Here is a 10,974-nt window from a genome sequence, read left to right as displayed (position 1 = left end):
ATCGGTCAGTCTACGGATCGAGACGGTCCGACCCGCATTCCCCGCGCGTCGCGCATGGCGCGGATCACATTGCTCGCCTCGGCGCGTCCCCCGCGGGCCGGGCTGAGCAGCACGACGGCGACCGTCACGAGCCACGGCTTGAGCCTGACCAGCGCGTTCTCGCCGTACCGCAGGTGCACGACGAACAGGTTGCGGTACATGTAGTACCCCTTCCAGCCGCTCAGGTCGTGCTGCTGGTCGAAGTCGAGCTGGCGGACCAGGACGGCGTCACGCACCGCCCAGATGCGGTAGCCGGCGCGCTGGGCGCGGACCGCGTAGTCGACGTCGTCGTAGAAGATGAAGTACGTCGGGTCGGGCAGGCCGATCGCGGCCACGACCTCGCGGCGGACCATGAAGCCCTCGAAGGCGACGTTCTGCACCTCGACCCGCGCCGGCATCGCCGCCCGGGTGCCGTACCTGGACTCGACCGACTCGGTCTTGGGCCGGATCGCCAGCGGGTTGCGCAGGTCGAAGCGGGTCGCGGCCTTCTCGACCAGGCGCCCGCGCAGGTCCTCGCGGACCGCGGTGAGGCAGGGCTCGTCCTGGGCGAGCAGCACGTCGAGGCAGTCCGGCGCGGGGACGACGTCGTCGTCCATCAGCCAGATCCGGTCGAAGCCGCCGTCGTACGCCGCCCGCACCCCGACCTGGAAGCCCCCAGCACCGCCGAGGTTGTCGGCGGTGCGGATCACGTCGAGACCGGGATTGGTCGCCGCCGCGAGCACCTCGGAGGTGTGGTCGGAGCTGGCGTTGTCGACGACGATCACGGCGTCCGGCTGCCGGTCCAGCGCCTGCAGGCCGGCCAGCATCCGCTCGAGCAGGTCGGCGCGGTTGTAGGTCACGACGACGACCGCGACGGTCTCGGTCACAGGAACCTCCTGTGCCCGGTGAAGTCGCCGCGCAGTCCGGCGTACGCACCGCGCGCGCTGAGCGCGATCCGGCCGGGCTGGCGCCGGGTGAACAGGTAGAACCAGATGGTCTTCGCCCAGAACATCAGCACGTGCGGCCAGCCGCGGTAGTCGCGCAGGTTCACGGTGTTGTTGCGGGCCATGCAGTAGGCCTTGAGCTCGCTCGGGCTGTGGTTGTACGTCGTCCGCCCGAACATCATCGGCGTCCCGAGGTCGCCCACGGACGGGTGCCGGACCTGCGCGCCCACGATCGTGGCGATCCGCGCCCCCGCCGCCTCGGCCCGCAGCCGGTACTCGTGGTCGTCGCCCCAGATGAAGAACTCCGCGCGCGGCAGCCCGATCCGCTCGACCAGCTCCCGGGTCACCAGCACGCCGTTGAACGGGATCACGATGTCGTCGATGCGCCCGTTCCGGGCAGCCGCCTCCACGTCGGCCAGCCGGTGCACCACCGACGTACCGCCGGGGAGCCGGATCGGGAACACCAGCCGGTCCGGCTGCGCCTCGTCGACGACCAGCGGCCCCCAGAAGTCGAGGTCGTCGTGCTCCAGCAGGGTCGCCAGGCAGCCCGCGTCGGGCAGCCCGTCGTCGTCCATCAGCCACACGAGGTCGGCGCCGCGCTCCATCGCCCACGCGAGACCGTCGTGGAACCCGCCGGCGCCGCCACGGTTCTCGGTGAGCGTGCGGGCGTGGACGCTCCCGCCCTGGCCGGCCAGCCACTCCCCCGTGCCGTCGGTCGACGCGTTGTCGACGACGAGGACCTCGGTCAGCTCGGCGACGTCACCCAGGCGCTCGAGCAGCCGCTGCAGCAGCTCGAGCCGGTTGAAGGTGACCACCACCGCCGCGACACGCACGGCGACCACCCTAGGGGGAGGCCCGACGTGGATCGCGGAGGGATCTGGTGGGGGGCCGGTCCCGCCGGGATCCTGTGGCGCGGTTTCACCATGTGATGTAGGTGAACCTGCACTTCTCATGGCGTGCACACCGTGAGAAGTGCAGGTTCGTCTGCATCACATGGTGAACCTGCGACACCCAGCACCCGCCCGCAGCTCGGCGTCCCACCGACACCCAGCCGGACCGTCCGACGAGCGCGGCGGTCTCGAGGCTCGCTCCGCACGCACCTCGACCACCACGGGATCCGTCAGGACGAGCCGCACTCCGTGAGGCCGAGCTCCTGGGCCTCCTCGTTGGCGTCGCCGAAGATGTCGGAGTCGGAGGTGATCAGCGACGGGTCGTCGGACAGCTGGTCGAGGCCCTCCTGGAGCGCGGCGAGCATGTCGTCGAAGGTGTCCTGGTCGTCCTCGGGCGGCACGAGCTCCTCGAGGTCGTCGTGCTGGCCCTGGATGTTCGGGACCAGCACGTCCTGGACGAACCCCTCGACGTCCTCCGCGTTGTTCGGGTCGATGTCGCCGGCCGCCTCCTCGAGCTCGGCGTTGCCGTCGGCGCAGATCTTGTCGGCCTGCTTCACGAACTCCTCGGAGCTGAGTGGCTCCTCGTCGGAGCCGCCGCACCCGGCGAGGAAGCCGAAGGAGAGGGCCAGCGCGGGCACGAGCAGCAGGGATCGCTTCATGGGTCCACGTAACCGGACGGACCGCCGGCTGTCGAGACTGTCGAGACCAGTCGCCGTCGGTCGAGCCTGTCGAGACCCCCGCAGCCACGGGGCGATCCGTATCCGACTGGGTCTCGACACGCGGGTCGCGACTTCGCGAGCTCAGTCGCGCCGCTCGCTCGACCACCATCAGCGAGTCCGCTGTCGCGTCCTCGCTAGCAGGCGGTGCCGAGGTCGTCGGACTGGTTGGCGGCGTACCCCTCGCTGAGCGAGCCGAGCGAGCCCCCGGTGACGCTGTCGCTGCCCTTGCGCTTCTTCTTGGTCGCTGCGGGGTCGCCCTCGGCCCGGTCGATCGCCTCGGCGACCTTGCCGCGGACCAGCGGGATGTCGGGGTCGGCCGTGTTGATCATCGGCGGCACCAGCGACAGCGTCGCGATCTTCTGGCCGCGGGCCTTCAGCGCGAGGTCGATGAAGCGGTCGACCTCGCTGGCGGGGATGTTCGTGGAGATCATCGCCGAGCTCGCCTTGGCGATCTTCTGGAAGTTGCGTACGGCGGTCTGCGGGCTGATCTGCTGGAGCATCGCGTTCATCACGCACTTCTGCCGCGCCATCCGCGAGTAGTCGTCGGAGTCGTAGCGGGCCCGGGCGAACCACAGGGTCTCGAAGCCGTCGAGCTTCTGAACGCCCGGCTCGATGTGGCTGTAGAAGGAGTCGTGCGGGAGGCCGACCGGGATGCTCTGCCGGACGTTGAGCGTCACGCCACCCACGGCGTCGACGAGGTCCTTGAAGCCCTCGAGGTTCACCATCGCCCAGTAGTTGATCTTCAGGCCGGTGATCCCCTCGATCGCCATGACCGTCGCGTCGATGCCCGGGTTCTCCGAGTCCGGGAACAGCTCGGTGTTGTCGCCGGCCCAGGTGGCGACGCCGTTGAGGTAGTCGGCGTCGAAGCCGTCCGGGAACTGCTCGGCCATCACCGAGCCCTTGGCGAACGGGAAGTTCTGCATGTTGCGCGGCAGCGAGATGAGGACCGTCTTGCCGGTCTCCTCGTCGATGCTGGCCACCGTCATCGAGTCGGGGCGCAGCCCCCAGCGCCCGGCGCCGGAGTCGCCACCCAGCAGCAGCACGTTGTAGCGGCCGTGGTGGGCGTCGGAGGCCTGCCCGTCGCCGAACATCGTCAGCATCAGGTCGCGCTGGACGCCGACCAGGTGGGCGCCGAAGAGCAGCGAGCCGGCGACCGCGAGGCACAGCACGCCGTTCACCCCGACGACTGCGCGGCGGTGGCCCATCGCGAGCGAGAGCGGCTGGCCGATCCGCCAGGCGTCGAAGAACAGCAGCGCCCAGCCGATGGCGAGCGCCATCAGGACCAGTCGCATCCACAGCAGCGTCGACGGGTCGGTGCCGAGCCCGTAGAGGAACTGGTGGTCGAACAGACCCACCACCATCGTGACCAGGAACGCCGCGACGACCACGAACCACGTCCGCAGCGCGATCCAGCCCACCCGGCGGTTGCCGGCGACGATCTGCGCGGAGCCGGGCAGCACGAGCGTCGCGAGCATCAGCGCCATCGCGCGCCGGAAGCGGATGCGGGCGGCGCGGTCGCCGGCGGTGAGGGGTGACCCGGGGGAAGGTACGGGTGGCATCGAGATGCCTCCATGCAAGAGATGCCGAACGGGGAAGTGGTGGTGCTGACCGCCAGTATCACCAGTCACACCCGTCACATCCGGGCGCGACGCGCCGGGGAGCCCTCCCCGGATCGCGTTCCCGGCCGCGCGGTACCGTCACCGCCATGACCGATCGTCCTCGGGGAGACGGCACGCCCGAGGACGGGTCGCCCGACTTCCACTGGCTGTACGGCAGCGAGGGCGGCACGCCCCCGTCCGAGCCGCGTCCCGACGAGACCCGGATGATGCCGGTGCAGCCGCGCCCCGACCAGTCGCCCCAGGGGGACCCCGCCGTGACCGCGCCGACGTACGAGCCGCCGCCGCTCCCGCCGCCGCCTCCGAGCCAGCCCCCGGGTCCGACGCCGGGCGGCGCGCCACGCCCGCCGCGGCGCCGCGGGGGCGTCAAGCGCGTCGTCCGGATCCTGCTGATCCTGCTCGTCGCCTGGCTGGTCTACCTGGTCGCGGTGCCGTTCTGGGCGTGGACCAAGGTCGACGGCGTCGCGTTCGAGCCCAAGGGCCAGCGCCCCGACGATCAGCCGGGTACGACGTACCTGATGGTCGGCAGCGACTCACGGGCCGGCCTCTCGGCCGAGGAGCGCAAGAAGTACGGCACCGGCAACGCCTCGGGCCAGCGCACCGACACGATCATGCTGCTGCACACCGGTGACGGCCCGAACCTGCTGATGTCGATCCCGCGCGACTCGCTGGTCGACGTCCCGGGCTACGGCACCACGAAGATCAACGGGGCGTACGCCTTCGGCGGGCCGAAGCTCCTCGTGAAGACGATCGAGAACAACACCGGCATCCGGATCGACGAGTACATCGAGATCGGCCTCGGCGGCCTGGCGGGCGTGGTCGACGCCGTCGGCGGCATCGAGATCTGCCCGACGTTCGACATGAAGGACCCGCTGGCGAACCTGGACATCGAGAAGGGCTGCCAGCAGGCCGACGGCGAGGTCGCGCTCGGCTACGCCCGCTCGCGGCACTCCGACCCGCGGTACGGCGACATCACGCGGGTCAAGCACCAGCGCGAGGTCGTGGCCGCCGTCGGCGACGAGGTGCTCTCGCCGTGGACGTTCATCAACCCGGTCCGCTACTGGCGGCTCTGGAACGCGGTGCCCGACTTCTTCGCGTTCGGCGAGGGCATGGGCCCGTTCAAGGCCGGCACCTGGGCGCTCGCGATGACCAACGTCGACCTCAGCTGCGTCGTCCCGATCTCGGACCTCGCGGTGCACTGGGACCCGGACCGCTCGGAGCAGATGTTCGGCTTCATCCGCGAGGACAAGACCGGCGACATCCCCAAGGCCCTCTGCACCCCGACCGGTCTGCCGAAGAGCGTCACGGGATGAGCTACCAGACCCTGGACTGGACCGTCGACGCCGACGGCGTCGCCACCCTCACGCTGAACCGGCCCGACCAGCTCAACGCCTTCGACCTGACGATGGCCGGCGAGCTCGAGCAGGTCTTCCGCGCCGACGCGCACGCCGACGACGTCCGCGCGGTCGTGGTCACCGGCGCGGGCCGGGCGTTCTGCGCCGGGATGGACCTGTCGGCCGAGGGCAACGTGTTCGGCCTGGACGAGTCGCTGCGCCCGACGGTCGCCGAGTTCCGGCAGTCGTACGACGAGGCGCCGTACGACTCAGGGGTCCGCGACACCGGCGGCAAGGTGACACTCGCGATCCACGCGCTGCCGAAGCCGGTGATCGCCGCGATCAACGGGCCTGCGGTCGGGATCGGCGCGACCATGACGCTCGCGATGGACCTGCGGCTGGCGTCGACGAAGGCGCGGATCGGGTTCGTGTTCGGACGGCTCGGCATCGTGCCCGAGGCCGCGTCGACGTGGTTCCTCCCCCGCATCGTCGGCGTGCAGCAGGCGCTGGAGTGGATCTACTCCGCCGACATCCTGGACGCCGAGGCCGCGCTCGCCGGACGGCTGGTGCGCAGCCTGCACGAGCCCGACGAGCTGGTGCCCGCGGCGCAGGAGCTGGCCCGGTCGTTCGTCGTCGGGCGCTCGGCGACCGCGCTCGGTCTCGCGAAGCGGCTGGTCTATCGCAACAGCGCGGCCGCGGAGCCGCTCGAGGCGCACCTGTCCGACTCGCTGGCGATGTACTGGTCCTCGCTCGGCGACGGCAAGGAGGGCGTCGCGGCGTTCCTCGAGAAGCGGGCGCCGGAGTTCACCGGCCGCGCGTCGGACCTGCCTGACGTGTTCTAGCGGGGACGACCGGGTCTCGACACGCCGGTCGACCGTCAGCGCCCGACGGCCTTCTCGAGCTGGGCCTTGTTCATCTTCGAGCGGCCCTTGATGCCCTTGCGGCGCGCCTCCTCGTAGAGCTGGTCACGGGTGCGGCCGCCCGATCCCTGGTGCGAGCGCAGCCCACCGCGACGGCCCGACGAGATGTCGTCGGTCGAGGTGCGGCTGCTCTGCTTGGCCTCACCGTGGCGCGCCCGCTCCTTGTTCACGGTGCGCGCCGCGATCTCCTCGGCCACGTCCTCGCTGCGGCCGCGGTCCTCGAGGCCTTCCTTGATGTGCTCGTACTGCCGTTCGCGCTTCTTCGACCACTGTTGCTGAGGCATGCACGAGCGGTACCCGGGTTCACTGACCGCCGAACGTCTCCATCAGGGTCTCGCGCTCGGCCTCGGTGAGGTTCGTGCTGACCAGCGTCTTGTCGACGCCGCGGAACCGCTCGCCGAGCCGGTCGAGCTCGCCCTCGTCGGTGACGAGGAACAGCGCCGACGTCCCTTCCACGACCTCCTTGCGGATCCGCTCGAGGTCGCCCTTGGTGATGCCGGTGCCGTCGGTGGCCTTGCTCAGCGCGCCGATCGCGGCACCGACGACGCCGCCGACGACCGGGACCAGGAACAGCGACCCGGCGACCACGCCCCACAGGGCGCCCCAGCCGGCGCCGCGCTTCGGGTCGTCGTGCTTGTGGTGGGTGGTCGGCTTCGACTCCCCGACGGGCCAGGTGACGATCGCGTGGTCGACGACCTTCACGAGACCGTCGGCCGCGGCGTCCTCCAGGATCGACTCGGCGTGCTCGGCGCCGGCGGGGTCGTCGAACTTCCAGACGGTGAACGTGGTCATGATGCGCTCCTTGCTCAGGTCAGGCCGGAACGGCCTCGGACTCGGGGTCGGGGTCCGCGCGGCGCACGAACACCTTGATCAGCTCCTCGACGACGACGATCGACAGCGCGATGCCGATGCAGATGCACCACTGGTTGAAGGTCAGCCAGGTGGTGCCCATGATCTCGGCCAGGAAGTCGATGCCGGTGACCGCGATGATCGCGAGGACCGCGATGCCGTAGCGCCGCAGCTGGGCCAGCCCCGGTACGGCGTCCCGGTCGAAGATCGTGTTGCGCTGGTCGCGGCTGAGCAGCGCCGCGGCCAGGTGGAACACCGAGAGCGTGGTGAGCAGCATCGTGCTGGCGAGGACCGCATCGCCGTCGATGTCGCCGATCGCGCCGTCGCCGATCTGGTAGGCGATCAACGCACCGACCGTCATCACCGCGCCCTGGACGCACAGCCGGATCCAGTTGTTGCGCGACAGCACCGGGGCGCTCACCGGTCGCGGCTGACGGCTCATCAGGCCGCGCGCGGGCTGGTCGAAGCCGAGCGCGATCGCCAGCGGGATGTCGACCACCATGTTCAGCCACAGGATCTGGAACGGGTTGAGCGGCGCTCCGCTGGCGATGCCGAGGATCCCGGCCCCGATGAAGATCGCGATGTAGGCGACCAGCGTGGACATCTGGAAGCGCAGGTACTTCAGCAGGTTGTCGTACAGCGTCCGGCCGTAGGCGACCGCGCCCACGATCGTCGCGAAGTTGTCGTCGGTCAGGATCATCACCGCGGCCTGCTTGGAGACCTCGGTGCCGGTGATGCCCATCGCGACGCCGATGTCGGCAGACTTCAGCGCGGGCGCGTCGTTCACGCCGTCGCCGGTCATCGCGACGATGTTGCCCTTCTCCTTGAGGATCCGGACCAGGCGCACCTTGTCCTCGGGCGCGACCCGGGCCACGACGCCGATGTCGTCGATCTCGGTGCGCAGCTGCTCGTCGCTCATCGCAGCGAACTGGGTTCCGGTGATCGCGCGCCCCTCGATGCCGAGCTCGGTCGCGATCGCGCCGGCGGTGGTGGCGTGGTCCCCGGTGATCATCCGGACCCGGATGCCGGCCGTACGGCACTCGGCGATCGCGGCCTTCGCCTCGGGTCGGGGCGGGTCGACGATGCCCACCATCGCGAGCAGCGTCAGCTCCTGCACGAGAGGCAGCAGGTCTCCCCCGGCTCGTACGACGCCCGGCTCGAAGTCGCGCTGGGCGACCACCATGACCCGCTCGCCGGCGTTGGCGATCGCGTCGTTCGCCTCGAGCGCGAGGTGCCGGTTCTCCTCGGTGATCCGGATGAGCGACCCGTCGGGGTGCCGGAACGTCGTCGCGCGCGCGATCAGCACGTCCGGCGCTCCCTTGACGTAGCAGCGCACGACCGGGCGGCCGTCGTCCGCGGTCATCTCGTGGAACGTCGCCATGAACTTGTAGTCGGAGTCGAACGGGACCTCGGCGACGCGCGGCAGCGCGGCGCGGGTCTCGGTGATGTTCAGCCCACCCTTGGCGCCGAGCACGATCAACGCGCCCTCGGTCGGGTCGCCGATCAGTGCCTCGCCGTCCAGCACGGCGTCCGCGCAGAGCACCATCGGCAGCAGGTACGGGTCGAGGTCGATGCGCTGGCCACCGACGTGCTTCAGCTCGCCGACGGTGCTGTAGCCCTCGCCGGTCACGGTGTAGCGGTTCTGCCCCGGGATCACGAGCTCGCGGGCGGTCATCTTGTTGAGCGTCAGCGTGCCGGTCTTGTCCGAGCAGATCGCCGAGGTCGAGCCCAGCGTCTCCACCGCAGGCAGTCGCTTCACGATCGCGCCGCGGTTCGCGATCTCCCGGGTCCCCATCGACAGCAGCGCCGTGACGACCGCGGGCAGGCCGGTCGGGATCGCGGCGACCGCGAGGGCGACGCCGGTGATGAAGAGGGTGTCGAAGTCGAGCCCCTGGGCCCTGCCCAGCAGCACGACGAGCACCAGCGCGACGCCGGCGATCGACGCGATGATCTTCGAGAGCGAGTCCAGCTGGCGCTGCAGCGGCGTCTTGCTGGTCTCGGTGTTCGCGAGCATGTCGGCGATGTGGCCGATCTCGGTGCCCATCCCGGTGGAGGTCACGATCAGCTCGCCGCGGCCCCGGGTGACCGAGGTGTTCATGTACGCCATGCAGGTGCGGTCGCCGAGCGGTACGTCGTCACCTGGCACCGGGTCGACGGACTTGCCGACCGGGAGGCTCTCGCCGGTGAGCGCGGCCTCCTCGATCTCCAGCGTCGCCGCCAGGATCACCCGCCCGTCAGCGGGCACGAGGTTGCCGGCCTCGACGAGGACGACGTCGCCGGGCACCAGCTCGCCGGCGTCGATCTCGACCGCCTGGCCACCGCGGCGAACCCGCGCGATCGTCTTCATCATCTGGGCGAGGGCCTGGACGCTCTCCTCGGCCTTGGCCTCCTGGCGCAGGCCGATCACCGCGTTGAAGACCGTCAGGCCGGCCAGCAGCACCGTGGTGGCGACCTCCTGGACGACGACCTGGTTGACCACCGCGGCGCCGAGCAGGATCAGCTGCATGAAGTCCTGGTACTGACGCAGGAACGCCTTCCAGCCGGGCTCCTTCTTGGCGGCGGCCAGCTGGTTCGGCCCGTGCGAGGCGAGCCGGGACGCGGCCTCCGCGGCCGAGAGCCCCTGGGCCGGGTCGACGCCGAGGCCGCGGGCGACCTCGTCGGCCGGGACGGCTACCGGGTTCGCCACCTGTCCTGGTGTGGCGACAGCGTCCTGCGTCATCGGCGGCTCCTGTCGGGTCCTTGTCTGGCTGATCCGATTCTGGGACTGCACGGGTGGTGGCGCCTCACCCGATTCAGGGTGGGTTTCCAACCCCACCCCGTCCGGGGTGAATGCGAACCACCCTCCCCCGTGACACGTTCGAGGCTCAGACCTGACAGCTGTGGAAGGGGAGAGATGACCGAGCAAGACGTGGGGCCCATCGACTACCTGGTCGTGGAGTTCCCGGGAGCCCAGCTCAAGGGCGAAGCGCTGGCCGAGCTCGTCAACCTCGTGGAGCGGGGCATCGTCCGGATCCTCGACCTCGCGGTCGCCGTGGTCGGCGACAACGGGGACTTCACCGTCGTCGAGATCACCGACCTCGACGGCGACGGCGAGCTCGACCTCGCGGTGTTCGAGGGGGTGTCCTCGGGGCTGCTGAGCGAGGAGGACATCGCCGAGAGCGCCGCGCTCGTCGGCGCCGGCGGCGCTGTCGCGATGCTCGTCTACGAGAACACCTGGGCCGGCCCGTTCGTGTCGGCCCTGCGCCGCGCGGACGCGGAGGTGATCGCGAGCGGCCGGATCCCCGCGGACGAGGTCATCGCGGCGCTCGACGCCCTCGAGAACGCCTGACACCAGAAAGGGAGTGCACCATGCCAGGACTCATCCGTGGAGTGGCCCGCACCGCCGTCGTGGCGGGTACGGCGACCGCCGTGTCGAACCGCGTCTCGCGCCGACAGGCCGGCCGCTGGGCCGACCAGGCGGACGCGCAGGCCTACCAGCAACAGCAGTTCGCCCCGCCGCCGCAGCAGTACGCCCCGCCGCCGCCGGCACCCGTCGCGGCGGCCGCCCCGAGCGGTGACGACCTGATCGCCCAGCTCGAGAAGCTCGGCGACCTGCGCGACAAGGGCATCCTCACCCAGGCGGAGTTCGACGCCGAGAAGGCGAAGCTGCTGAACGGGTAGCACCTCGAGGCACCGAACGGCTGT

Annotated in this window: 11 protein-coding genes; 4 read left to right on the top strand and 7 right to left on the bottom strand. The window is 70.6% G+C overall.

What is annotated here, in order from left to right:
- Window positions 1–5: 5 nt before the first annotated feature.
- From MJ604_RS08730 to MJ604_RS08715, 4 genes are all read right to left on the bottom strand, one after another.
- Window positions 6–905 carry a glycosyltransferase family 2 protein gene (locus MJ604_RS08730; protein WP_243057948.1) on the bottom strand — a complete coding sequence of 300 codons (900 nt, stop codon included), beginning with the start codon at window positions 903–905 and terminating at the stop codon, window positions 6–8.
- Window positions 902–1,795: a glycosyltransferase gene (locus MJ604_RS08725; protein ID WP_243057947.1), complete on the bottom strand. Its 894-nt coding sequence runs from the start codon at window positions 1,793–1,795 to the stop codon at window positions 902–904. Before MJ604_RS08725 ends, MJ604_RS08730 begins: the two co-directional genes overlap by 4 nt.
- A 287-nt stretch (window positions 1,796–2,082) precedes the next feature.
- Window positions 2,083–2,511 carry a hypothetical protein gene (locus MJ604_RS08720; RefSeq protein WP_243057946.1) on the bottom strand — a complete coding sequence of 143 codons (429 nt, stop codon included), beginning with the start codon at window positions 2,509–2,511 and terminating at the stop codon, window positions 2,083–2,085.
- Between the two features lie 194 nt (window positions 2,512–2,705).
- The gene (locus MJ604_RS08715; protein WP_243057945.1) at window positions 2,706–4,130 is read right to left on the bottom strand and encodes an LCP family protein; all 1,425 of its coding nucleotides are present in this window, start codon (window positions 4,128–4,130) and stop codon (window positions 2,706–2,708) included.
- Between the two features lie 146 nt (window positions 4,131–4,276).
- Between MJ604_RS08715 and MJ604_RS08710 the strand changes: the two genes are divergently transcribed.
- Window positions 4,277–5,500, top strand: coding sequence for an LCP family protein (locus MJ604_RS08710; RefSeq protein WP_243057944.1), 1,224 nt, complete (start codon window positions 4,277–4,279; stop codon window positions 5,498–5,500).
- Window positions 5,497–6,363, top strand: a complete 867-nt coding sequence (locus MJ604_RS08705) for a crotonase/enoyl-CoA hydratase family protein (protein ID WP_243057943.1) — start codon at window positions 5,497–5,499, stop codon at window positions 6,361–6,363. Before MJ604_RS08710 ends, MJ604_RS08705 begins: the two co-directional genes overlap by 4 nt.
- A gap of 35 nt (window positions 6,364–6,398) precedes the next feature.
- Here the strand turns inward: MJ604_RS08705 and MJ604_RS08700 are convergent, their stop codons facing one another.
- Genes MJ604_RS08700 through MJ604_RS08690 form a run of 3 tightly spaced genes read right to left on the bottom strand, consistent with a single transcriptional unit; the run spans window position 6,399 to window position 10,009 of the window.
- On the bottom strand, window positions 6,399–6,725 hold the full coding sequence (locus MJ604_RS08700) for a plasmid stabilization protein (RefSeq protein WP_243057942.1): 327 nt from the start codon (window positions 6,723–6,725) through the stop codon (window positions 6,399–6,401).
- Window positions 6,726–6,744: 19 nt separating this feature from the next.
- Entirely contained in the window at window positions 6,745–7,233 is a 489-nt protein-coding gene (locus tag MJ604_RS08695) for a DUF1269 domain-containing protein (protein ID WP_243057941.1), read from the bottom strand.
- A gap of 19 nt (window positions 7,234–7,252) precedes the next feature.
- On the bottom strand, window positions 7,253–10,009 hold the full coding sequence (locus tag MJ604_RS08690) for a cation-translocating P-type ATPase (RefSeq protein WP_243057940.1): 2,757 nt from the start codon (window positions 10,007–10,009) through the stop codon (window positions 7,253–7,255).
- A gap of 174 nt (window positions 10,010–10,183) precedes the next feature.
- On the opposite strand from MJ604_RS08690, the gene MJ604_RS08685 reads away from it, so the two are divergent.
- Together MJ604_RS08685 and MJ604_RS08680 are read left to right on the top strand one after the other, a co-directional pair.
- On the top strand, window positions 10,184–10,618 hold the full coding sequence (locus MJ604_RS08685; protein ID WP_243057939.1) for a DUF6325 family protein: 435 nt from the start codon (window positions 10,184–10,186) through the stop codon (window positions 10,616–10,618).
- 20 nt (window positions 10,619–10,638) lie between these two features.
- Window positions 10,639–10,950, top strand: a complete 312-nt coding sequence (locus MJ604_RS08680; RefSeq protein WP_243057938.1) for an SHOCT domain-containing protein — start codon at window positions 10,639–10,641, stop codon at window positions 10,948–10,950.
- Window positions 10,951–10,974: the final 24 nt, after the last annotated feature.

Source organism: Nocardioides sp. SR21, assembly GCF_022761125.1.
Classification (GTDB): domain Bacteria; phylum Actinomycetota; class Actinomycetes; order Propionibacteriales; family Nocardioidaceae; genus Nocardioides.
This window is presented reverse-complemented; position numbering and strand designations above follow the sequence as displayed.